This window comes from Shigella sp. FC1661 (assembly GCF_001712525.1).
GTDB classification, from domain to species: Bacteria; Pseudomonadota; Gammaproteobacteria; order Enterobacterales; family Enterobacteriaceae; genus Escherichia; species Escherichia coli.
In genome coordinates this window covers 1-22,987 of sequence record NZ_MDGW01000486.1, presented here as the reverse complement: position 1 = coordinate 22,987, position 22,987 = coordinate 1, and the positions used below count along the sequence as shown (strand labels likewise).

The window sequence follows — 22,987 nt, the reverse complement described above, 5'->3', positions numbered from 1 at the left end:
CCGGTGTATATTTCATTTGTGGAGTCTCCAGTCTGAGGGAGCTTTATGCATCCCGTATTGGGCACTATGATGCCGGAAATCTGCGAGGCTCCACACCTGTCAGTTTCACCCTTTTAACCATCATACTGCTCCGTGTTTAATTGTGTGAGATGCGTTCATTACATTTTCACTGATTGGTTTACGCGGGTCATGTGCTCCCGTAAAGATCAGACCATTTTCACCAGCCCATGTCTGTAGTTCTGTCAGTATGGCTACAGCCTGTTTGCTGAGTGGCACAAGATGTGGTGTTCGCATCTTGGAGCCCCGGTGTGAGAATTTTACGCCTGGCAGGGGTTCGCGTTCGGCTGGAATAGTCCACATGGCATTGTCAATATCAATTTCAGACCAGCGGGCGTATCTGAGTTCACTGGAACGAATAAAAACCAGTAAATTCAGCATAACGGCAAGCTGGGTGACAGGTTGCCCTTTGTAACTGCCAATACGCGACAAAAGTTCAGGCAGGCGAGAAAGATCAAGAGCGGGGCGATGCTGGCGTTTTACCGTAGTCAATGCGCCAGCCATATCCAGAGCAGGATTATATCTGATGATGCCAGACTGTACGGCATAACGCATTACGGCAGATATTCTTTGCTGCAGACGACTGGCGATTTCATAAATTTGTTTAGCTTCTGTAGCACGAACAGGGATAAGCAGATCCGGGGTATTGAGTGTTGTGATATCCCGGTTGCCGATAAAGGGGAAAACGTGAGTCTCGAGGCTTTTGAGTACTTTATCGCTGTGTGATTGTGCCCATTGTTTATTACTGGCATGCCAGCGTCGCGCAATATGTTCAAAAGAGAGCTGTAAATCAGGGACTACTTTTTTAGCTCTTTTCTGTTCGCAAGGGTCAACCCCCTCCGAAATCAGTTTTCGGGCCTCATCCCGTTTTGTACGAGCTTCGGAGAGAGAAACTTCTGGATACACACCAAGTGCCAGAGTCTTCTCCTTACCCAGAATACGATAACGGAGACGCCAGTAACGGGAGCCATTAGGATGTACCAGCAGGAACATGCCAGCCCCGTCAGTGAGTTTATAAGCCTTGTCAGTGGGCTTTGCAGCCCGGATTTTTGCGTCAGTCAGTGCCATAGTTCAGCCTTCTGAATGCGTTAAAGAGGGTACAAATTCTGTCGAACTGGGGTATGCCCGCAATTATACCCACACAATGGGGTTGATGTGGGGGGAATCTGGTTGAGTTCGGTAGAATTGATTTGTAGGCAGAACGCTTAAATCGTGGCGTTCTGAAACGAAAAACGACCTCCGTAGAGGTCCGTTGATATGAATTTGGTGCCCGGACTCGGAATCGAACCAAGGACACGGGGATTTTCAATCCCCTGCTCTACCGACTGAGCTATCCGGGCAACGGGGCGCATTAAACCGTAATCTGCACATCTCGTCAACCTAATTTCAGTAAAAGCGATTCAACTGCTTAAGATTGCAGCAAATCGCTTCTTTTCTGTGTTTCTGTCAGGTCAATGCACCACCCTGGCGGCAGCGGGCGAAGCGCAGGATATCTTCCGCCAGCCGATGTGCAGTGTCGACATCCGCCTGGCTACGATTCACCAGCATTCGGCTTAAACAGCCTTCCAGCACCAGTTCCATCTGCTTTGCTACCATCGCCGGATCGTCAACTTCCAGTGTGGTTAACAGTTCGTGGGTGAAATCGTAGGCCGCGCTTTTTTGCTGATCGGCCAGTTGATGAATAGGGTGGCCAGGATCGGGATAAAACGTACAGGCAGCGATAAATAGACAGCCCGGATAGCGGTTGTTTTTAACGCACTCCGATAACGCCTGATAACGTGCCAGCAGCTTTTGTTCGGCGGTTTGCGTTTCGTCCAGCATCAGCTGACGACGCCAGACATCTATCTGTTGGCTAAGATAACGCAGCGCATCGTAGAGGATTGCCTCTTTGTCTGGCCAGAAGCGGCGTAGCTCGTCCAGTGGATAATCCACACGTTCAGCAACCATCTCCAGCGTGGTGTTGGCAATCCCTTGTAATTCTAATAATTTCAGGGCTTCTCCCAGTACATCTTCACGTTGCACGCTATTTTCCTCCGTCTTTCCCGCTGTAAGTGTCGTTCACGGTTGGCGATCGCGCAAATGTGCGCTGAAGGTTTCAGCATCCATAAAGCCCGTGACGCGTGCTTGTGGATGCTCCTGGCCTTGTCCGTCAAAAAAGAGAATTGTCGGTAGGCCAAGGACATTAAGATGCTTTAACAGCGCCACATCTTGTGCGTCGTTGGCCGTGATGTTGGCCTGAAGTAAGACCGTGTCTGCTAACGCTTTTTGCACCTGCGGGTCGCTGAAGGTGTATTTCTCAAACTCTTTACAGGCGACGCACCAGTCGGCATAAAGATCTAACATCACCGGTTTGCCTTTGGCTTCAACGAGCGCCTGATTTAACTCATCTACCGTTTTGATTTGTGTAAAGTTGAGATGCGTCTGAGTTTGCGCGGTATGCGTCGCACCAAATGCCCAATCCTGAAGTGGGCGCACGCTAACCAATGCCGCTGCCAGCAGGATTATTTGCACCACGCGCATCCAGCCGCGTTTAGCCTGTAGGCTGGTGATAAAGGCCCAGCCAAAGAATGCGACACCCAGCGCCGACCACAAGCGTAATCCCCATACATCACCAATCACTCGCTCCAGCAGGAAGACCGGCAGTGCGAGGATCACAAAACCAAACGCGGTTTTGACTTGTTCCATCCACGGGCCGCTTTTCGGCAGCAAGCGGTTACCAAAGACGGTAATTAGCATCAGCGGCAGGCCCATGCCCAACGCATAGAGATAAAGCGTGCCGCCGCCCAGCCACATGTTCCCGCTTTGGGCGATATACAGCAGAATCGCGCTAAGCGGTGCGGTGGTGCATGGTGAACAGATAAGTCCGGCAATCGCCCCCATAACAAACACACCGCCAGGTGAGCCGCCCTGTTGGCGATTGCTCATCAACGTGAGACGTGTTTGCAGCGAAGAGGGGAGTTGTAGAGTAAACAAGCCAAACATTGACATCGCCAGCAAGGTAAAGACGATGGCGAGGCCAATGAGCACGTATGGGTGCTGTAGCGCCGCCTGGAACTGTAACCCTGCGGCGGCAACTACCAGACCCAGCGCCGTGTAAGTCAGTGCCATCCCCTGCACATAAATAAAGGTCAGCAACAATGCTCTGGCAGTGGAGAGCCGCTGTTTACCACCCAGCACGATGCCAGAAATCAGTGGGTACATTGGCAGCACGCATGGCGTAAAGGCGATACCAATACCGATCAACAACGCCCAGAGCGCGGAAAAGGGCAATTGCGCGGTGTGCTGCTCTTGCTGCGAAACAGACACAGGCTGTGACGCTGCGTTGTTGGCGACCACTTCGCTTAACGGAACGGTTTTGGTTTCTGGCGGATAACAGAAACCGGCATCAGCACAGCCCTGGTAGGTGACAGTTAACGTCGCTCCCGCACTCGCCTGGTTGATGGTTACGGGAAGCGTCAGCCGATCGCGGTAAATCTCGCTTTTGCCGTAAAACTCATCTTCATGCCAGACGCCTTGCGGCAGCTGCACGTCGGCAATTTTCGCGTGTTCCGGCGTAATGCGGATCTGTTTACGGTAGAGGTAGTAACCGTCTTTGATCTGCCAGGTCAGATTAAGGTCATGTTGGTTTTGCTGAAAATCAAAAGTAAAGGCTTGATCCGCGGGGACAAATTGTGAACGTCCCGGCGCGTCGAATAATCCGGCAAAAACGGAAGTGCTGCAAAGTAGCAGGATCAGCGTAAAGATGCGTTGAGCCATGAGAGGTAATCTGTGTCTCCGTGTGTAACAGGTAAAACCAGAAGTTCCGGGGTTTGATATGGATGATGAGACTTCAGGCATTCCAGCAGTGCCTGCTGGTGAGATACGGTAGTTTTTAAAATCATCTGCACTTCGTATTCTTGCTCCAGCTTACCTTCCCAGTAATAGAGAGAGGTAGCGCCGGGGATCAAGGTCGCGCAGGCCGCCAGTTTTTCCGCCAGCACTTTGGCAGCTAAATCCTGGGCTGTCGCTTCATCTGGTGCCGTACATAGCACCACGACAGACGCGGTATTCGAACTTTTTTCATCAAGCATAAACACCTCGCAAGAACAGATGGAACCGCAAGAGAGAGGTCACTATACAACGTACGGGGGAAGGATGTTAGTCGGCGGGAAAGAAAGCGGGGCGTGAACGCCCCGCGATTGATCATTACAGCATGAAGCTACCCAGCACGAAGCCGAAGCAAACGGCCAGGGCAACACCCAGAGTACCCGGGATGAAGAACGGATGGTTGAAGACGAATTTACCGATACGGGTAGTACCCGTGTCATCCATCTGTACCGCAGCAACCAGCGTCGGGTAGGTCGGCAGAATGAACAGACCAGACACCGCAGCGAAAGAAGCAACAGCGGTCAGCGGTGAAACGTTCAGTGCCAGAGCCATCGGCATCAGTGCTTTTGCGGTTGCAGCCTGAGAGTACAGCAGAGCAGAAGCAAAGAAGAAGATGACGGCCAGCAGCCACGGATGACCCTGAATCACTTCACCAGCGGTATCTTTGATCCAGTCGATGTTGTTGGAAACGAAAGTATCGCCCAGCCACGCAACACCCAGGATACAAATACAGGCGCTCATACCTGCTTTGAAGGTGCTGGAGTTGAGGATGTTGTCGGTATCGACTTTACAGATAACGGTGGTCAGAGTTGCAACGCTGAGCATGATGATCAGGATTGCGTTGGTGGTGTTCATCAGCGGTTTTTCAACCAGACCCATGCTTGGGCTGTTGATGATTGCATAGATAACCACGCCAACTACGCCCAGCAGGAACAGCCAGACGGACGTTTTTGCACCGGATTTGATTTCAATCTGCTTTTCACCGCGCAGTTCAACCAGGCCCTCTTCCAGACGCTTGCGATAAATCGGATCGTCAGAGAGTTTGGAGTTGAACAGCATAGTGACCAGAAAGGACATCACCAGAACCGCCAGCAGGGTGGACGGGATGACCACGGAGAGCAGATGGAGGTAGCTGATGCCATGACCTTCCATCACGGAAGACATGTAAACCACTGCCGCTGAGATTGGCGATGCGGTGATCGCAATCTGCGCGGATACCACTGCAGTAGAGAGCGGACGGCAAGGTTTAACGCCTTGTTCCTTCGCAACTTCAGCGATAACTGGCAGTGTCGCCAGAGAGATGTTGCCAGTACCAGCAAAGATTGTCAGGAAATAGGTCACGATAGGTGCGAGGATCGTGATGTATTTCGGGTTACGGCGCAGCAGCTTTTCTGTCTGATGAACCAGATAGTCCAGACCGCCAGCAACCTGCATGGCAGAAATAGCGGCGATAACCGCCATGATAATGGAAATGACATCGAACGGGATGTTACCGGGTTTAACGCCAATAGCGGCAAGAACCAGCACCCCCAATCCGCCTGCAAAACCAATACCTATTCCCCCCAATCTGGCGCCCAAGAAGATCGCCAGCAAAACTATGATGAGTTCTACAACTAGCATATTAGCCTTCCTTGTTTTTTAACAAGTTGATATTAGATTGTTGTTTTTAAGTTACTGCTCACAAGAAAAAAGGCACGTCATCTGACGTGCCTTCTTTATTTGTACTACCCTGTACGATTACTGTTCGCTTTCATCAGTATAGCGTTTTGCTTTGTAAGCCGGGTGCATCAGATTCTGTACGGAGAAAATATCGTCAAGTTCCGCTTCAGTCAACAGACCGCGTTCCAGAACGACTTCACGTACACTCTTACCGGTTTCGGCACAGATTTTACCCACGATGTCACCGTTGTGGTGACCGATGAACGGGTTCAGGTAAGTAACGATACCGATAGAGTTGTAAACGTAACCTTCGCACACTTCTTTGTTAGCAGTGATGCCGTTAATGCATTTTTCCAGCAGGTTGTAGCAAGCGTTGGTCAGAATGTGAACGGATTCGAACATGGCCTGGCCAATGACCGGCTCCATAACGTTCAACTGCAGCTGACCTGCTTCTGCTGCCATGGTAACAGTGGTGTCGTTACCGATGACTTTGAAGCATACCTGGTTAACCACTTCCGGAACAACCGGGTTTACTTTAGCTGGCATGATGGAAGAGCCCGCCTGCAGTTCTGGCAGGTTGATCTCGTTCAGGCCGGCACGTGGGCCAGAAGAGAGCAAGCGCAGGTCGTTACAGATTTTGGACATCTTCACAGCCAGGCGTTTCAGCGCGCCGTGAACCATAACATAAGCGCCGCAGTCAGAGGTCGCTTCGATCAGGTCTTCAGCCGGTACGCATGGGAAGCCAGTGACTTCAGCCAGTTTTTTCACTGCCAGCGGAGAGTACTCTTTCGGCGTGTTCAGACCAGTACCGATTGCTGTTGCGCCAAGGTTAACTTCCAGCAGCAGTTCAGCGGTACGTTGGATATTTTTCACTTCTTCTTTCAGCAGGATGCTGAAAGCGCGGAATTCCTGACCGAGGGTCATCGGTACTGCGTCCTGCAGCTGGGTACGACCCATTTTCAGGATGTCCTGGAATTCGACAGCTTTACGTTCAAAGCCTTCACGCAGTTGGTTAATCGCATCTACCAGCTTAATCAGGGAAGAGTAAACTGCGATACGGAAACCGGTCGGGTAGGCGTCGTTAGTGGACTGACATTTGTTAACATGGTCGTTCGGGTTCAGGTACTGATATTCACCTTTCTGGTGACCCATCAGTTCCAGACCGATATTGGCCAGCACTTCGTTGGTGTTCATGTTTACGGAAGTACCTGCGCCGCCCTGGTAGACGTCTACCGGGAACTGATCCATGCATTTTCCGTTGTTCAGGACTTCATCACATGCGGCAATGATGGCATTCGCTACACTTTTAGGAATGGTTTGCAGCTCTTTGTTTGCCATAGCTGCGGCTTTTTTAACCATTACCATACCGCGAACAAATTCAGGAATATCACTGATTTTGTTGTTGCTGATATAGAAGTTTTCAATCGCTCTCAGAGTGTGAACACCATAGTAGGCATCAGCTGGAACTTCCCTGGTACCCAACAGATCTTCTTCGATACGAATGTTGTTTGACATGTGAACCTTCTTTTTCAAGCTGCCAATGATTTGCTTTAAACACACAGAATATATGTGGTTTCGAATGTTTTTCGACCGACGATTATCCCCTGCATCGACCGAATACCCGAGATCATATGCTGCTTGAGGATTTCTACCGTAATCTGGATCACTTTAAGTGTCGGTTTTTACCCCTTAATTATTAATTTGTGAAATAGATCACCGCTTTGGGATTACTACCAAAAATAGTTGCGCAAACATCTTGAAATTTTGCTAATGACCACAATATAAGCTGAACGCGATTCGCAACCCATTCAGGTAGCCGGGTTTTACCGGCTGCTATTACAGGAGAAACCTTTGCGCTGGTTACCTTTTATTGCCATTTTCCTTTATGTCTATATTGAGATTTCAATCTTTATTCAGGTTGCCCATGTATTGGGGGTATTGCTGACCCTCGTGCTGGTTATATTCACGTCAGTTATCGGGATGTCACTGGTACGTAACCAGGGCTTTAAGAATTTCGTGCTGATGCAGCAAAAAATGGCGGCGGGTGAAAACCCAGCGGCGGAGATGATTAAAAGTGTTTCGCTGATCATTGCCGGTTTGCTGCTTTTATTACCGGGCTTTTTCACCGACTTCCTCGGTCTTCTGCTTTTATTACCGCCGGTGCAAAAGCATCTGACAGTGAAGTTGATGCCGCATTTGCGCTTTTCTCGTATGCCAGGCGGCGGTTTTAGCGCCGGGACCGGTGGCGGTAATACTTTTGATGGTGAGTACCAGCGAAAGGATGATGAGCGCGACCGCCTTGATCATAAAGACGATCGCCAGGATTAATGTCGAAACGCCGGATTATGTGGTTATGCCATTTTCCGGCGTTTTTCGTTTTGGCAGCAACAGCCATAATCCCGCCAGCACGATCAGCGCATAGAGACTTTTCCAGCCGACCATTGCCAGTAACAGAACGCATAACAGCCCGCCAACCACCGCCAGTAGTCGATAACGTCCTTGCAATAATTTACAGCCTGCCAGCATGCATAACAGATAAATCATAATAAAGATGCCATTGGCATAAATAATAAGAGCGTCCAGATTGATCTCTAAAGCATGAATCACCAAAGTGCTCACCACACAGCAGCCGAGCACCGCATTGAGGGCATTATTCGGGATATGGCGAGAAGAGAGGCGTGCCAGGTAGTGGTCAGGATTATGTTGCGCCTGCGACCATACCAGGCGGGCGAAGCTCTGTATATAAATGTTGAGACTGGCAAAGCAGGCCAGATAGCCAATCACGCAGGCAATCCATAACGCTCCTACACCGAACAGTTGCACTACAATTTTTGGAAGCGATGCTGCCGCCGCCATTTTTTCACCATAGGCGTCGAAGTGTAAGACGACTACCGTACAGCCCCAGTAGACTAATCCTGCCAGCAGCAGACCAATCATCAATGCGCGAGGAAAATCACGCTCTGGATTTTTAAATTCCGAGGCAAGATGGGCAAATGCTTCCAGACCGACAAAACACCAGAACATCACTGATAACGCAGCAAATAACCCGGTAAGTTCGATATTACCAGGTGCCGGGAAGGGGATATTCGCAGGTTTGATATCGCCCGCCCACCAGATAGCGACAATCAGCGCGACGATAAGTCCGGCAATAACGGTTTGTAGATTAGCACTGGAACTGGCACCGCGAGTACCGATATACCACACCAGCGCCAGCGTACCGAGTTCTGCCAACAACAGTTGCCAGCTATGCCAGCCAAACATTGCCTGGCCGAACCCGGCGGCAATTTGTAGCGCGGCTGGCAAACCCACGGGAATGACCGATAAAAACAACCAGCCGGTGACTCGCTCAAGCCGCGAACCAAACGCCATACCGACGAAGTGCGCGACACCGCCTGCGCTGGGATAGTGGCGACCCAGAATCGCAAACACAATCGCAATCGGGAACACTAAGATAATCAAAACGGGCCACGCCCACAGGCTGTTATTGCCTGCTACCTGTGCAGCTAACGCAGGAACGGCAAACACGCCGGTGCCTAATAATGACGTCGATAGCAGGCCAATGCCCTGGGCCAGCCCCAGTTCTTGTTTGAGTCCACTCATGGGTTGATATCCGATTGCGCCCAAATTTTGGGCAACTGCGTAGATTTTCGATGGTAGCACAATCAGATTCGCTTATGACGGCGATGAAGAAATTGCGATGAAATGTGAGGTGAATCAGGGTTTTCACCCGATTTTGTGCTGATCAGAATTTTTTTTCTTTTTCCCCCTTGAAGGGGCGAATCCTCATCCCCATTTCTCTGGTCACCAGCCGGGAAACCACGTAAGCTCCGGCGTCACCCATAACAGATACGGACTTTCTCAAAGGAGAGTTATCAATGAATATTCGTCCATTGCATGATCGCGTGATCGTCAAGCGTAAAGAAGTTGAAACTAAATCTGCTGGCGGCATCGTTCTGACCGGCTCTGCAGCGGCTAAATCCACCCGCGGCGAAGTGCTGGCTGTCGGCAATGGCCGTATCCTTGAAAATGGCGAAGTGAAGCCGCTGGATGTGAAAGTTGGCGACATCGTTATTTTCAACGATGGCTACGGTGTGAAATCTGAGAAGATCGACAATGAAGAAGTGTTGATCATGTCCGAAAGCGACATTCTGGCAATTGTTGAAGCGTAATCCTCGCACGACACTGAACATACGAATTTAAGGAATAAAGATAATGGCAGCTAAAGACGTAAAATTCGGTAACGACGCTCGTGTGAAAATGCTGCGCGGCGTAAACGTACTGGCAGATGCAGTGAAAGTTACCCTCGGTCCGAAAGGCCGTAACGTAGTTCTGGATAAATCTTTCGGTGCACCGACCATCACCAAAGATGGTGTTTCCGTTGCTCGTGAAATCGAACTGGAAGACAAGTTCGAAAATATGGGTGCGCAGATGGTGAAAGAAGTTGCCTCTAAAGCGAACGACGCTGCAGGCGACGGTACCACCACTGCAACCGTACTGGCTCAGGCTATCATCACTGAGGGTCTGAAAGCAGTTGCTGCGGGCATGAACCCGATGGACCTGAAACGTGGTATCGACAAAGCTGTTACCGCTGCAGTTGAAGAACTGAAAGCGCTGTCCGTACCATGCTCTGACTCTAAAGCGATTGCTCAGGTTGGTACCATCTCCGCTAACTCCGACGAAACCGTAGGTAAACTGATCGCTGAAGCGATGGACAAAGTCGGTAAAGAAGGCGTTATCACCGTTGAAGACGGTACCGGTCTGCAGGACGAACTGGACGTGGTTGAAGGTATGCAGTTCGACCGTGGCTACCTGTCTCCTTACTTCATCAACAAGCCGGAAACTGGCGCAGTAGAACTGGAAAGCCCGTTCATCCTGCTGGCTGACAAGAAAATCTCCAACATCCGCGAAATGCTGCCGGTTCTGGAAGCCGTTGCTAAAGCAGGTAAACCGCTGCTGATCATCGCTGAAGATGTTGAAGGCGAAGCGCTGGCAACTCTGGTTGTTAACACCATGCGTGGCATCGTGAAAGTTGCTGCGGTTAAAGCTCCGGGCTTCGGCGATCGCCGTAAAGCTATGCTGCAGGATATCGCAACCCTGACTGGCGGTACCGTAATCTCTGAAGAGATCGGTATGGAGCTGGAAAAAGCAACCCTGGAAGACCTGGGTCAGGCTAAACGTGTTGTGATCAACAAAGACACCACCACCATCATTGATGGCGTGGGTGAAGAAGCTGCAATCCAGGGCCGTGTTGCTCAGATCCGTCAGCAGATTGAAGAAGCAACTTCTGACTACGACCGTGAAAAACTGCAGGAGCGCGTAGCGAAACTGGCAGGCGGCGTTGCAGTTATCAAAGTAGGTGCTGCTACCGAAGTTGAAATGAAAGAGAAAAAAGCACGCGTTGAAGATGCCCTGCACGCGACCCGTGCTGCGGTAGAAGAAGGCGTGGTTGCTGGTGGTGGTGTTGCGCTGATCCGCGTAGCGTCTAAACTGGCTGACCTGCGTGGTCAGAACGAAGACCAGAACGTGGGTATCAAAGTTGCACTGCGTGCAATGGAAGCTCCGCTGCGTCAGATCGTATTGAACTGCGGCGAAGAACCGTCTGTTGTTGCTAACACTGTTAAAGGCGGCGACGGCAACTACGGTTACAACGCAGCAACCGAAGAATACGGCAACATGATCGACATGGGTATCCTGGATCCAACCAAAGTAACCCGTTCTGCTCTGCAGTACGCGGCTTCTGTGGCTGGCCTGATGATCACCACCGAGTGCATGGTTACCGACCTGCCGAAAAACGATGCAGCTGACTTAGGCGCTGCTGGCGGTATGGGCGGCATGGGTGGCATGGGCGGCATGATGTAATTGCCCTGCACCTCGCAGAAATAAACAAACCCCCGGGCAGAAATGTCTGGGGGTTTTTCTTTTGGTCATCTTTCTAGTATAAGATTCAGACACGGACGACGCGAGTGGCGTCCAGCTCATTGATTATGGGGAATAACATGCACGTAAAATACTTAGCAGGGATTGTCGGTGCCGCGCTACTGATGGCGGGTTGTAGCTCCAGCAACGAATTGAGTGCTGCCGGTCAGAGTGTACGCATTGTGGACGAGCAGCCAGGCGCAGAGTGCCAGCTGATTGGTACTGCGACAGGTAAGCAAAGCAACTGGCTTTCCGGGCAACACGGAGAAGAGGGCGGTTCTATGCGCGGCGCAGCAAACGATCTGCGCAACCAGGCGGCTGCAATGGGCGGTAACGTGATTTATGGCATCAGCAGCCCGTCGCAGGGAATGTTGTCCAGTTTTGTCCCGACGGATAGCCAGATTATCGGTCAGGTTTATAAGTGCCCGAACTGATGTGATCCAGAGGCTGGGTGACAAACGTATTATTGCCTGATGCGCTTCGCTTATCAGGCCTACAGCAGGCATTGCAACTGATTGAATGCTTGAGAATTTGTAGGCCGGATAAGGCGTTTACGCCGCATCCGGCATGACCAACGATCACGTTATCAGTCATTTCAGGCTGGATGGCTCCAGCCTCGCATTAGCAAAGATGAGATTATTTCGCCTGTGGTGCAGTTTTGCTGGTGGATTGAACACGTAAGTGATGCAGCGCGCGTAAGCATTGATCCTGGGTTAGCGGTTGGGCGTTATTCGCCGCTACGGTGCGAACATAGACCTGACATGGCACACCCGCGAGTTTTTTCAGTCGTGGGCTGAAATCAAGCATTCGGCGAGTGATCGCCTCTACTTCTTTACCCGGCGTTGCTTCACGCGTTTTCACCACTGCGCCGCTAAATTGTTCTTTGCCACTTTCATCTTTAAAGCGGTAAAGCACCGCCAGATAATGGTCGAACAAGTTATGTTTCCATTCCGGTTGGGAATAGGTGTCATATTCCAGATTGCCATTTTCCTGGCAGTCAACGTCATATAACGGCAGGAAATCTAACAGTGAGGTAATACGTAATGCCAGTTCACGCATTTCCGCATTATTAATTGCATGAATGATTGCTCGCGCTAGCATTTCAATCTGCAACTCATTGACGACTAACTCACATTTGCTACCGTCATGTAGCGTTAATACGAAGGTAAGATTTTCGCCTTGATTATCGGTAAGTTCCAGCGTGTTAACCCGACGATTAATATCGGCATTTTTAAGCTCATCAACCAGAATTTCTGGGATGTTTTCTGCCATTTTCTTAATGACTTTATCGCGAGCTTGCTCATACTGAAGGCGTGCAGCAGCATCCAGTTTATGCTTTTGATGCAGACGACTTTCCAGCGCAATCAGCAGGTCGCGCAGTTCCATGACAGACATAAAGAACAACGATTCTTTATTGCGAGGTTCTTTAATTTTCAGCGCCAGTGCAATGAAATTATTACTCTTGCGAATAACACCGGTATTAACACCCTTGATGCTTATGGCCATGTAGGTTCTCCCTAACCATTTCTCAATTAAATAATTAATTTTAATTTATAAGCCAGATAAATGGGCTTGGTAGTAATAGTTGTTAAAATAACATAAATAGCCGTGCTCACTCTATATAAACAGAAAAGAAAGGTTAATTATTGGTGTTAGCTATATAAAAAGTAACAACAGCAATGCATATGAATAATTAAAGGTTATGCAACGGGCAAAGATTAAATTTCTCAGTTTAATGACAGGTTGCTGTACTTGCGTTTGTTGCTCTTGCCGGATGCGGCGTAAACGCCTTATCCGGCCTACAGTTCATTGCAAATCCATTCAATTTCAATGCACGATGTAGGCCTGATAAGCGTAGCGCATCAGGCAATTTTAATGTTTAACTTCCCTGTTTAATCAGTAACTGCTGGCGTAGCTGGAGATCCAGCGGCGTTTTGCTGGGTTCGCCGCCAATTTCTCGCGCCAGTTTCGGCACCAGATATCCCGACACCAATGTCAGCAACTCACGCATAATCTGCCGTGCTTCGTCATCACTCACCATAAAATGCGCCGCGCCCTGTACTTTATCGAGCACATGCAGGTAATACGGCATCACGCCGGCATCGAACAACGCATTACTCAGGTTTGCCAGCGTTTGTGCGTTATCGTTCACATCACGTAACAGAACGCTCTGGTTCAGCAAAGTAACGCCTACCCGGCGCAACTTAGCCATCGCCTGACGGAATGTTTCATCTATCTCATTGGCATGGTTGATGTGATTCACCAGCAGGATTTGCAGCGTAGAATGTGAAAAGCGTTCAACCAGCGCATCTGTGATGCGTGCCGGGATCACAATCGGCAGACGGCTGTGAATCCGCAGACGTTTGATATGCGGGATGGCTTCCAGTTGTGTGAGCAACCAGTCCAGCTCGTGATCTTTCGCCATCAGCGGATCGCCGCCGGAGAAAATCATCTCGTCCAGTTCCGGATGCGCAGCAACATACTCAAGTGCAGTCTGCCAGTTACGCTTGTTGCCCTGATTTTCGGCATAGGGGAAGTGGCGACGGAAGCAATAGCGGCAATTTACCGCGCAGCCGCCTTTGACCAGCAAAAGCGCCCGGTTGTGGTATTTATGCAACAAACCAGGCACTACGCTGTGCTGTTCTTCCAGTGGGTCGGTGGAGAATCCGGACGCGACGACAAACTCATCTTGCGAGGTAAGTACCTGACGCAAAAGAGGATCGTCCGGATTGCCTTTCTCCATGCGATCGATAAATGAGCGGGGCACACGCAGGGCAAACAGCTTTTTGGCGCTGCGTCCGGCCAACAGTTTTTCGTCCGCGTCTATATTCAAAAGACGCAGAAGTTCATCAGGATCGGTCACAACATCGGCAAGTTGCGTTAACCAATCTTCTCTGGATGGGGTATTTAGGGTTACAATATGTGCCATTTTGTGGCTTAGCTACCAATTAACAAATTTCAGAGGGCCTTATGGCAACGTACTATAGCAACGATTTTCGTGCTGGTCTTAAAATCATGTTAGACGGCGAACCTTACGCGGTTGAAGCGAGTGAATTCGTAAAACCGGGTAAAGGCCAGGCATTTGCTCGCGTTAAACTGCGTCGTCTGCTGACCGGTACTCGCGTAGAAAAAACCTTCAAATCTACTGATTCCGCTGAAGGCGCTGATGTTGTCGATATGAACCTGACTTACCTGTACAACGACGGTGAGTTCTGGCACTTCATGAACAACGAAACTTTCGAGCAGCTGTCTGCTGATGCAAAAGCAATTGGCGATAACGCTAAATGGCTGCTGGATCAGGCAGAGTGTATCGTAACTCTGTGGAATGGTCAGCCGATCTCCGTTACTCCGCCGAACTTCGTTGAACTGGAAATCGTTGATACCGATCCGGGCCTGAAAGGTGATACCGCAGGTACTGGCGGCAAACCGGCTACCCTGTCTACTGGCGCTGTGGTTAAGGTTCCGCTGTTCGTACAAATCGGCGAAGTCATCAAAGTGGATACCCGCTCTGGTGAATACGTCTCTCGCGTGAAGTAATGCGGTTGTGGTGCGGCCTGCAGGCTGCACCATCACTTATTCAGGTCAGAGATGATGAAACGCCTTATCGTTCTTGTTTTGCTTGCTAGTACGCTGCTCACGGGCTGTAACACCGCTCGCGGTTTCGGCGAAGACATCAAACATCTCGGCAACTCCATCTCTCGCGCTGCCAGCTAATTTTTCTTCTCTTCCGAAAAATCATCAGATTTCCGTCATTTTTGGCGATGTTGTCTATTATTAATTTGCTATAGGCAAACATAAATAACATTACCTAAAAGGAAGACGTTATGGTGAAGAAGACAATTGCAGCGATCTTTTCTGTTCTGGTGCTTTCAACAGTATTAACTGCCTGCAACACCACGCGTGGCGTTGGTGAAGACATTTCTGATGGCGGTAACGCGATTTCTGGCGCAGCAACGAAAGCGCAGCAATAGCAATAAGCAATAACGGTACGACAGCTGTGTCGTGCCGTTTGTTTTTTCTGCGATAGTCACTAAGGTAATAGTTGAAATTCCCCTGCCACCTGGCAAAATATCCGTTCAACCATCAGCTTTGCAGGACGACCTGCAAACGCGTCTTTTCACCGGGGACGGCCCCAATTCTCCGGAGCCTGATATGTCCTGGATTATCTTAGTTATTGCTGGTCTGCTGGAAGTGGTATGGGCCGTTGGCCTGAAATATACCCACGGCTTTAGTCGTTTGACGCCGAGTGTTATTACCGTGACGGCGATGATTGTCAGTATGGCGCTACTTGCCTGGGCGATGAAATCGTTACCAGTAGGGACGGCTTATGCCGTGTGGACGGGTATTGGCGCAGTCGGCGCGGCTATCACCGGCATTGTGCTGCTCGGTGAGTCCGCTAACCCGATGCGCCTGGCGAGTCTGGCGTTAATCGTATTGGGGATTATTGGTCTGAAACTCAGCACTCACTAACTACCGGGCTGCTGTACCCAAATAAACTTACTGACATCAAACCCTTCCCGGGTCGCGACTGCCAGCATCTCCTGTTTCACTTCGTCAGAAATGGTTGGCGTGCGGGAGAGTATCCACAGGTAGTCGCGGTCCGGGCCGCAAACCAGCGCATGGCGGTATTCCCGATCAAGTGCAATGACGTTATAACCGCCATAGAAAGGACCAAAGAATGACACTTTCAGCGCAGCGCGTGTTGGTGCGCCGGTAAAGTACGCTTTCCCTTCACTCTGCTGCCACATTTCTCTGTCAGGGTTATAGCCTTTATTGATGACATTCAGGCCGCCGCCATCACGCAGACTGTATGTTGCGGTGACTTTTTCCAGTCCACGTTCAAAACGGTGATCAAAACGGGCAATCTCATACCAGGTACCGAGATAGCGTTTAGCGTCGAAATTATTCACTACTGTCACGCCACGCGGCGGCGTAGGAGAACTGCAGGCAACGACCAGAAATGCAGCTGTCGCTGCGGCAACGAGAGGGAGCAGGCGCATAAATGTTTCCTTACTGGTTTTTTTCTAAGTGTAGATGACAGCAAGGAAAAGCGCAGAAAAGGTCCGAAAATTCGGACCCGATGAAATTTTACTGTAGAGCGTTGAGAATCTGACAGGCGGCGGCGACTCTCGCTGGATTGGGATAGTTTTTGTTAGCCAGCATCACGATACCCAGCTCTTTTTCTGGAATAAACGCGACATAGCTACCAAATCCGCCGGTCGCCCCCGTTTTATGTACCCATGATGCGCGTACTGCAGGAGTTGGGGGCTTAATCGCTTTTACCGGGCGTGCTGCCAGTGCAATTTTATTGTCACTGCCGTTAATGATGCTGTCAGGATTGACCGGCCAGTCCAGCATTTCCCAGCCCAGGCCCTGATACATATCGCCGATTTGCCAGTAGCGAGATTGTGCCAGTTGTATCCCTTGTTGAAGCGTTTTCTCATTGATATCAAGGGGGGTTAAATTGCTTTGCACCCAGCGGGCCATATCTTCAATGGTCGACTTCACACCATAAGCTTCAGCATCTAACGCCCCTGGCGAAACATGAACTGCCTTGCCTTCGCGATATCCCCAGGCGTAATTCTTTTCTTCTGCGGGCGGTACATTAATCCACGTATGGTTGAGTTTGAGTGGCTGGAAGACACGAGTTTGCATCGCCTGCTCAAAACTCAAACCAGACGGCTTCACAGCCAGTGCGCCGAACAAACCGATACTGGAGTTGGCATACAGACGTTGTGTTCCTGGAGCCCATGCAGGCTGCCAGTTTTGATAGAAGCGCAGCAAGTCGCTTGAGGATTTCACTTCATCCGGCATCTGCAATGGCAGGCCGCCAGCGGTGTAGGTCGCAAGATGTAATAGTGTGATCCCATTCCACTGTTTAGCGGTAAGTTCAGGCCAGTATTTTGTTGCGGGATCGCTTAACTTGATTTCCCCTCGAGCAATAGCGTCGCCACCAAGCACGCCCGTAAATGTTTTGCTGACCGAACCTAACTCAAACAACGTTTGCTGTGTGACGGGCTGCTTTTTGGCGATGTCCGCATAGCCCCAGGTAAAGTAATAAGGTTTACCCTGATAAATTACCGCCACCGCCATACCGGGGATCTTTTGTTGCTCTATAAGCGGGGTAATTGTGCGATGCACAATATCGTTGATTTGTTGAGGGGCAGCAAATGTGGAGCAAGAGGCGGTAATTAATAAGGCGCAGAGCGTCGTTTTGAACATAAGGTCTGGTTTCCATACAAAACGCCCGCCATAGGCGGGCCGGATTTACATTGGCGATACGTTAGATTGTAACGATACCAATCAGCGTGACAACTGTCAGGATAGCAGCCAGACCGTAGAAAACCCATTTGCCCGCAGGCACGTGAATTTTCAGATCGTGCATCGCGTGGTGCATACGGTGTAAACCACACCACAGCGGCAGAACGATCATCAGGAACAGGAATACGCGACCAATGAAGCTCTGCGCGAACGCCAGAACGCGCTCGTAGCTCAGCGCATCACCCGGAAACAGCCCCAGTGGCAGCAGAATACCCACCAGCAGGATCATCACCGGCGCAATAATTGCGCTCCACATACCACCGGCCCCGAAGAGGCCCCAGAATACCGGTTCGTCAGAATGCTTTGGATTTGGATTAATCATCTCAGGCTCCTTACCAGTACAGGGCAACAAACAGGATTACGATGGTGGCAACCACAGTTACCGCCCAGAGACTTTTGATAATTGGCTCTGGTCCCATTTTTTCGTCTTTTACAATGATATTGGCCGCTTTCGGTGCCAGTTCAAACCAGGTTTTGGTGTGCAGCAGAGCTGCCGCCAGAGTGATCAGGTTAATGATCACGATAACCGGGTTTTGTAAAAAGTCGACGAATCCCGCCCAGGCTTCCGGGCCATTTTTCAGGGCAAACAGCCCGAAAATCAGTTCAATGCTGAACCACACAGCCGGAACCGCCGTGCCTTCGCGCAGCATGTAAAAGCGATAAAACGGCAATTTTTTCCACCAGGTGGACGTCATTGGCCGTACATACGGTTTACGTTTAGTCGTCATGTTGCACTCCTTAGCGTGGTTTCAGGGTCGCGATAAGAAAGTCTTTCGAACTTTCTACTTTGCCCTGCTGAATGGCCGCAGCCGGATCGACGTGTTTCGGGCAGACTTCGGAGCAATAGCCCACGAAAGTACAGCTCCATACGCCGTTCTGGCTGTTCAACTGCGCCATACGCTCCTTCTTACCGTGGTCGCGGCTATCTTCGTTATAACGATGCGCCAGCGTAATGGCAGCCGGACCGATGAACTCTGGGTTCAGGCCAAACTGCGGGCACGCGGCGTAGCACAGACCACAGTTGATGCAACCGGAGAACTGGTGATACTTTGCCATCTGCGCCGGGGTCTGGATGTTAGTACCCTGATCCGCGGTGCGGGAGTTGCCGATGATGTACGGTTTGATCGCTTCCAGACTTTCGATGAAGTGGGTCATATCGACCACCAGATCGCGTTCAATCGGGAAGTTAGCTAACGCTTCAACCTTCATACCGTCGGTGTAATCACGCAGGAAGGTTTTACATGCCAGTTTTGGCACGTTGTTAACCATCATGCCGCAGGAACCACAAATCGCCATACGGCAGGACCAGCGGTAACTCAGGTCCGGTGCCAGGTTGTCTTTGATGTAGCCCAGCGCATCCAGTAATGAGGTAGTTGCGTCATAAGGCACTTCATAGAATGCGCTATGCGGTGCGGTATCGACTTCCGGGTTATAGCGCACCACCTCAATTTTCAGGTTTTTCATCTCAGCCATTCGCCTTCTCCTTCTTATTGGCTGCTTCCGCCTTATCGGCTGCATCCGCTTCGCCACCGTAAACGCGTTTAGCTGGCGGCAGCGTAGTAATCTTCACGTCGCTGTACTCCAGGCGAGTCGTGCCATCAGCATCGCGGAAGGCGAGGGTGTGTTTGAGGAAGTTGACGTCGTCACGCTCGGTGCAACCTTCGTCCAGACGCTGGTGTGCGCCGCGGGACTCTTTACGTGCCATTGCGGAGTGCGCCATACATTCAGCAACGTTCAGACCGTGGCCCAGTTCAATGGTGTAGAGCAGGTCGGTGTTGAACACGCTGGAGGTGTCGGTGATGCGCACGCGCTTGAAGCGTTCCTGCAGCTCTGCCAGCTTGTCGATGGTTTTCTGCATCAGTTCCGGCGTACGGTAGATACCGCAACCTTCTTCCATTGCTAGGCCCATTTCGTCGCGGATCTTCGCCCAGTTTTCGCCGCCATCCTGGTTAACCAGATCTTTCAGACGTTGTTCAACGCCAGCTGCCTGCGCTTCAATTGCCTCTTCGTTGCCATTACCGGCAGTTGCTGCACGCTCTGTCGCTTGTTCACCGGCCAGACGGCCGAAGACCACCAGTTCCGCCAGGGAGTTGGAGCCCAGACGGTTTGCACCGTGCAGACCAACAGAGGAACATTCACCCACGGCGAACAGACCTTTAATGCGGGTTTCACAGTTCTGATCGGTTTCGATACCGCCCATGGTGTAGTGTGCGGTCGGACGTACCGGAATCGGTTCTTTAACCGGATCGACGCCAACGTACGCTTTCGCCAGTTCGCAGATGAACGGCAGACGTTCATGCAGTTTTTTCTCGCCGAGGTGACGCAAGTCGAGATAAACCACATCGCCACGCGGCGTGGAGATGGTGTTGCCTTTACGCCATTCGTGCCAGAAGGCCTGAGAAACTTTGTCGCGTGGACCCAGTTCCATATATTTGTTTTTCGGCTCGCCCAGCGGAGTTTCCGGGCCCATGCCGTAATCTTGCAGATAACGGTAGCCATTTTTGTTGACCAGAATACCGCCTTCACCACGGCAGCCTTCGGTCATCAGGATACCGGAACCTGGCAGACCGGTTGGGTGATACTGAACGAATTCCATGTCACGCAGCGGAACGCCGTGGCTTAGCGCCATACCCATACCGTCACCGGTAACGATGCCGCCGTTGGTGTTGTAACGATAAACGCGACCCGCACCGCCAGTAGCCATAACGACCGCGTTAGCACGGATCTGCACCAGCGTGCCTTCCATCATGTTCATTGCTACCAGGCCGCGAACATGACCATCATCAACCAGAATATCCAGCACGAAATGTTCGTCAAAACGCTGGATCTGCGGGAATTGCAGAGAGGTCTGGAACAGCGTGTGCAGCATATGGAAGCCGGTCTTATCGGCGGCGAACCAGGTGCGCTCGATTTTCATGCCGCCGAAGCGACGTACGTTGACGCTACCATCCGGGCGACGGCTCCATGGGCACCCCCACAGTTCCAGTTGGGTCATTTCGGTTGGGCAGTGGTGGACGAAATAATCCACGACATCCTGCTCACACAACCAGTCGCCACCCGCTACTGTATCGTGAAAGTGATATTCGAAGCTGTCATGATCCTGCGCGACAGCGGCGGAGCCCCCTTCTGCAGCAACGGTATGGCTACGCATCGGGTATACTTTTGAGATTAGTGCGATTTTTGCATTTGGATTTGCTTGCGCGGCAGCAATTGCAGCACGTAATCCCGCGCCACCGGCGCCTACAATGGCAAGATCGGCTTGAAAGGTTTGCACGACATTCCTCCAGATTGTTTTTATCCCACAGCCCCGTACTTCAGGGTAAGTGCCTGAAAGTTACGGTCTGCGAACGCTATTCCACTGCTCCTTTATAGGTACAACAGTATAGTCTGATGGATAAGTCTGAAATTTGACGAGATCGATTTTTTTAGTGCGCAAGAGGGCTAAATTATCACTGAAGATGATTCATTTAATTACTAAACCATCAGATCGTGCTTTTTTTAGTCACTGCCCACCGCTGTTTGATTCCTGCGTAAAATTTGTCTCGCCGTCGCGTTGCGAGTAGACTTCGTGCCCTTGTCAAAAACTGGAGATTTAACTATGAGCGAAACGGCATCCTGGCAGCCGAGCGCATCCATTCCTAACTTATTAAAACGCGCGGCGATTATGGCGGAGATCCGTCGTTTCTTTGCTGATCGTGGAGTGCTGGAGGTGGAGACGCCTTGTATGAGCCAGGCGACGGTAACCGATATTCATTTGGTCCCGTTTGAGACACGTTTCGTTGGCCCCGGGCATTCGCAGGGGATGAATCTCTGGTTAATGACCAGCCCGGAATACCATATGAAACGCCTGCTGGTTGCCGGTTGTGGGCCGGTATTCCAGCTGTGCCGCAGCTTCCGTAATGAAGAGATGGGGCGTTATCACAACCCTGAGTTCACTATGCTTGAGTGGTATCGACCGCACTATGATATGTACCGGTTGATGAACGAGGTGGACGATCTCTTACAACAGGTGCTGGACTGCCCGGCAGCAGAAAGCCTTTCTTATCAACAAGCTTTCTTGCGTTATCTGGAAATTGACCCGCTCTCTGCCGACAAAACGCAACTGCGGGAAGTCGCAGCGAAACTGGATTTGAGTAACGTTGCTGATACCGAAGAAGACCGCGACACGTTGCTACAATTGCTGTTTACCTTTGGCGTAGAGCCAAATATTGGCAAAGAAAAACCGACCTTTGTGTACCACTTTCCAGCCAGCCAGGCATCACTGGCGCAAATCAGTACCGAAGATCATCGGGTCGCTGAACGCTTTGAGGTTTATTATAAAGGTATTGAGCTGGCGAATGGTTTCCATGAATTAACGGATGCCCGTGAGCAGCAACAACGCTTTGAACAAGATAACCGTAAGCGCGCGGCGCGCGGTTTGCCGCAGCACCCCATTGACCAGAATCTGATTGAAGCCTTGAAAGTCGGTATGCCTGACTGTTCCGGCGTGGCATTAGGTGTTGATCGTCTGGTGATGTTGGCGCTGGGCGCGGAGACACTGGCTGAAGTCATCGCCTTTAGCGTTGACCGGGCATAATTCTGAAAAATTACTGAATTAACAGCGAAGAATGGCGTGATAAGCGCCATTCTGTAGCATATATTTTCATTTTTCCGTTAAAGGCCACAATTTAAGACTGGATATTTGATATCATCCGGGTATCAATTCTGTATTGGTTTTTACGCTGCCTGCTCAATGTTGCGCAGTGCAGTTCAGTGGGCACGTGTTATACACGCGCTGAAATGAAGGATGGTTTCATGCCTCACACGATAAAAAAGATGAGTCTGATAGGACTCATATTGATGATCTTTACTTCCGTATTTGGATTTGCCAATAGCCCATCGGCTTATTACTTAATGGGTTATAGTGCGATTCCCTTTTATATATTTTCTGCATTGTTATTCTTTATTCCATTCGCCTGGTAATGCTGCCAACTTACTGATTTAGTGTATGATGGTGATTTTAAGGTGCTTGCGTGGCTTCCATTTCCATCAGATGTCCTTCCTGCTCCGCTACTGAAGGCGTGGTGCGTAACGGCAAAAGCACTGCCGGACATCAGCGCTATCTCTGCTCTCATTGCCGTAAAACATGGCAACTACAGTTCACTTACACCGCCTCTCAGCCCGGTAC

General features: G+C 50.6%; 24 protein-coding genes, 1 tRNA gene and 2 pseudogenes. 11 read left to right on the top strand and 16 right to left on the bottom strand.

The window, feature by feature from the left end:
* Positions 1–153: 153 nt before the first annotated feature.
* The 7 genes and pseudogenes from BFF42_RS21020 to aspA all read right to left on the bottom strand — a co-directional run.
* A pseudogene (locus BFF42_RS21020) lies at positions 154–1,125 on the bottom strand (tyrosine-type recombinase/integrase); the annotation flags it as partial.
* 196 nt (positions 1,126–1,321) lie between these two features.
* Positions 1,322–1,397: transfer RNA gene (locus BFF42_RS21015), tRNA-Phe, on the bottom strand.
* 106 nt (positions 1,398–1,503) lie between these two features.
* Positions 1,504–2,079 (bottom strand): transcriptional regulator, encoded by a 576-nt coding sequence (locus BFF42_RS21010; protein ID WP_001188520.1) that lies wholly within the window; start codon positions 2,077–2,079, stop codon positions 1,504–1,506.
* A 36-nt stretch (positions 2,080–2,115) separates the two neighbouring features.
* Positions 2,116–3,813: a protein-disulfide reductase DsbD gene (gene dsbD / locus BFF42_RS21005; protein ID WP_000068976.1), complete on the bottom strand. Its 1,698-nt coding sequence runs from the start codon at positions 3,811–3,813 to the stop codon at positions 2,116–2,118.
* Positions 3,789–4,127, bottom strand: coding sequence for a divalent cation tolerance protein CutA (gene cutA / locus BFF42_RS21000; RefSeq protein ID WP_000883400.1), 339 nt, complete (start codon positions 4,125–4,127; stop codon positions 3,789–3,791). Before cutA ends, dsbD begins: the two co-directional genes overlap by 25 nt.
* Positions 4,128–4,242: 115 nt before the next feature.
* Positions 4,243–5,544 (bottom strand): anaerobic C4-dicarboxylate transporter DcuA, encoded by a 1,302-nt coding sequence (gene dcuA, locus BFF42_RS20995; protein ID WP_000961959.1) that lies wholly within the window; start codon positions 5,542–5,544, stop codon positions 4,243–4,245.
* Positions 5,545–5,661: 117 nt separating this feature from the next.
* The gene (gene aspA, locus BFF42_RS20990; protein WP_000069437.1) at positions 5,662–7,098 is read right to left on the bottom strand and encodes an aspartate ammonia-lyase; all 1,437 of its coding nucleotides are present in this window, start codon (positions 7,096–7,098) and stop codon (positions 5,662–5,664) included.
* A 336-nt stretch (positions 7,099–7,434) separates the two neighbouring features.
* On the opposite strand from aspA, the gene BFF42_RS20985 reads away from it, so the two are divergent.
* Entirely contained in the window at positions 7,435–7,911 is a 477-nt protein-coding gene (locus tag BFF42_RS20985; protein ID WP_001267448.1) for an FxsA family protein, read from the top strand.
* Between the two features lie 15 nt (positions 7,912–7,926).
* On the opposite strand, the gene yjeH is transcribed toward BFF42_RS20985, so the two are convergent.
* A complete protein-coding gene (gene yjeH / locus BFF42_RS20980; RefSeq protein ID WP_000015872.1) occupies positions 7,927–9,183 on the bottom strand; it encodes an L-methionine/branched-chain amino acid transporter in 1,257 nt (418 codons plus the stop codon).
* Between the two features lie 275 nt (positions 9,184–9,458).
* Here yjeH and BFF42_RS20975 point away from each other — a divergent pair, with 275 nt between their 5' ends.
* From BFF42_RS20975 to BFF42_RS20965, 3 genes are all read left to right on the top strand, one after another.
* Entirely contained in the window at positions 9,459–9,752 is a 294-nt protein-coding gene (locus BFF42_RS20975) for a co-chaperone GroES (protein WP_001026276.1), read from the top strand.
* Between the two features lie 43 nt (positions 9,753–9,795).
* Positions 9,796–11,442, top strand: a complete 1,647-nt coding sequence (groL, locus tag BFF42_RS20970; RefSeq protein ID WP_000729117.1) for a chaperonin GroEL — start codon at positions 9,796–9,798, stop codon at positions 11,440–11,442.
* Positions 11,443–11,579: 137 nt separating this feature from the next.
* Complete coding sequence (locus tag BFF42_RS20965) at positions 11,580–11,933, top strand: DUF4156 domain-containing protein (protein ID WP_000558209.1); 354 nt, start codon at positions 11,580–11,582, stop codon at positions 11,931–11,933.
* A 202-nt stretch (positions 11,934–12,135) separates the two neighbouring features.
* On the opposite strand, the gene BFF42_RS20960 is transcribed toward BFF42_RS20965, so the two are convergent.
* Both BFF42_RS20960 and epmB read right to left on the bottom strand, forming a co-directional pair.
* Positions 12,136–13,005 (bottom strand): YjeJ family protein, encoded by an 870-nt coding sequence (locus tag BFF42_RS20960; protein ID WP_001008051.1) that lies wholly within the window; start codon positions 13,003–13,005, stop codon positions 12,136–12,138.
* A gap of 373 nt (positions 13,006–13,378) precedes the next feature.
* Positions 13,379–14,428, bottom strand: a complete 1,050-nt coding sequence (gene epmB / locus BFF42_RS20955) for an EF-P beta-lysylation protein EpmB (protein WP_000940527.1) — start codon at positions 14,426–14,428, stop codon at positions 13,379–13,381.
* Between the two features lie 41 nt (positions 14,429–14,469).
* Between epmB and efp the strand changes: the two genes are divergently transcribed.
* The 4 genes from efp (at position 14,470) to sugE (ending at position 15,969) form a co-directional block, all read left to right on the top strand.
* Positions 14,470–15,036 (top strand): elongation factor P, encoded by a 567-nt coding sequence (efp, locus tag BFF42_RS20950; protein WP_000257278.1) that lies wholly within the window; start codon positions 14,470–14,472, stop codon positions 15,034–15,036.
* A 51-nt stretch (positions 15,037–15,087) separates the two neighbouring features.
* On the top strand, positions 15,088–15,213 hold the full coding sequence (ecnA, locus tag BFF42_RS20945) for a lipoprotein antitoxin entericidin A (protein ID WP_000977757.1): 126 nt from the start codon (positions 15,088–15,090) through the stop codon (positions 15,211–15,213).
* Positions 15,214–15,323: 110 nt separating this feature from the next.
* The gene (gene ecnB, locus BFF42_RS20940) at positions 15,324–15,470 is read left to right on the top strand and encodes a lipoprotein toxin entericidin B (RefSeq protein ID WP_000239596.1); all 147 of its coding nucleotides are present in this window, start codon (positions 15,324–15,326) and stop codon (positions 15,468–15,470) included.
* 181 nt (positions 15,471–15,651) lie between these two features.
* A complete protein-coding gene (gene sugE, locus BFF42_RS20935; RefSeq protein ID WP_000118482.1) occupies positions 15,652–15,969 on the top strand; it encodes a quaternary ammonium compound efflux SMR transporter SugE in 318 nt (105 codons plus the stop codon).
* On the opposite strand, the gene blc is transcribed toward sugE, so the two are convergent.
* From blc to frdA, 6 genes are all read right to left on the bottom strand, one after another.
* Positions 15,966–16,499 carry a lipocalin Blc gene (blc, locus tag BFF42_RS20930; RefSeq protein ID WP_001238381.1) on the bottom strand — a complete coding sequence of 178 codons (534 nt, stop codon included), beginning with the start codon at positions 16,497–16,499 and terminating at the stop codon, positions 15,966–15,968. The two genes, sugE and blc, sit on opposite strands and share 4 nt — an antisense overlap.
* A gap of 88 nt (positions 16,500–16,587) precedes the next feature.
* Positions 16,588–17,721 (bottom strand): BlaEC family class C beta-lactamase, encoded by a 1,134-nt coding sequence (locus tag BFF42_RS20925; RefSeq protein ID WP_012421501.1) that lies wholly within the window; start codon positions 17,719–17,721, stop codon positions 16,588–16,590.
* 61 nt (positions 17,722–17,782) lie between these two features.
* On the bottom strand, positions 17,783–18,142 hold the full coding sequence (gene frdD / locus BFF42_RS20920; protein ID WP_012421212.1) for a fumarate reductase subunit FrdD: 360 nt from the start codon (positions 18,140–18,142) through the stop codon (positions 17,783–17,785).
* A gap of 10 nt (positions 18,143–18,152) precedes the next feature.
* Positions 18,153–18,548 (bottom strand): fumarate reductase subunit FrdC, encoded by a 396-nt coding sequence (frdC, locus tag BFF42_RS20915; RefSeq protein ID WP_000208757.1) that lies wholly within the window; start codon positions 18,546–18,548, stop codon positions 18,153–18,155.
* A 10-nt stretch (positions 18,549–18,558) separates the two neighbouring features.
* Positions 18,559–19,293, bottom strand: coding sequence for a fumarate reductase iron-sulfur protein (gene frdB, locus BFF42_RS20910; RefSeq protein WP_000829498.1), 735 nt, complete (start codon positions 19,291–19,293; stop codon positions 18,559–18,561).
* On the bottom strand, positions 19,286–21,094 hold the full coding sequence (frdA, locus tag BFF42_RS20905) for a fumarate reductase (quinol) flavoprotein subunit (protein WP_001192983.1): 1,809 nt from the start codon (positions 21,092–21,094) through the stop codon (positions 19,286–19,288). Before frdA ends, frdB begins: the two co-directional genes overlap by 8 nt.
* 324 nt (positions 21,095–21,418) lie before the next feature.
* On the opposite strand from frdA, the gene epmA reads away from it, so the two are divergent.
* From epmA to BFF42_RS20890, 3 genes and pseudogenes are all read left to right on the top strand, one after another.
* Positions 21,419–22,396 (top strand): elongation factor P--(R)-beta-lysine ligase, encoded by a 978-nt coding sequence (epmA, locus tag BFF42_RS20900; protein ID WP_000004771.1) that lies wholly within the window; start codon positions 21,419–21,421, stop codon positions 22,394–22,396.
* A 218-nt stretch (positions 22,397–22,614) separates the two neighbouring features.
* Positions 22,615–22,776 (top strand): annotated as a pseudogene (locus BFF42_RS20895) (glutamate/gamma-aminobutyrate family transporter YjeM); the annotation flags it as partial.
* A gap of 56 nt (positions 22,777–22,832) precedes the next feature.
* Positions 22,833–22,987, top strand: a 155-nt coding sequence (locus tag BFF42_RS20890) for an IS1 family transposase (RefSeq protein ID WP_001348782.1), incomplete at its 3' end; no start/stop codon positions are given.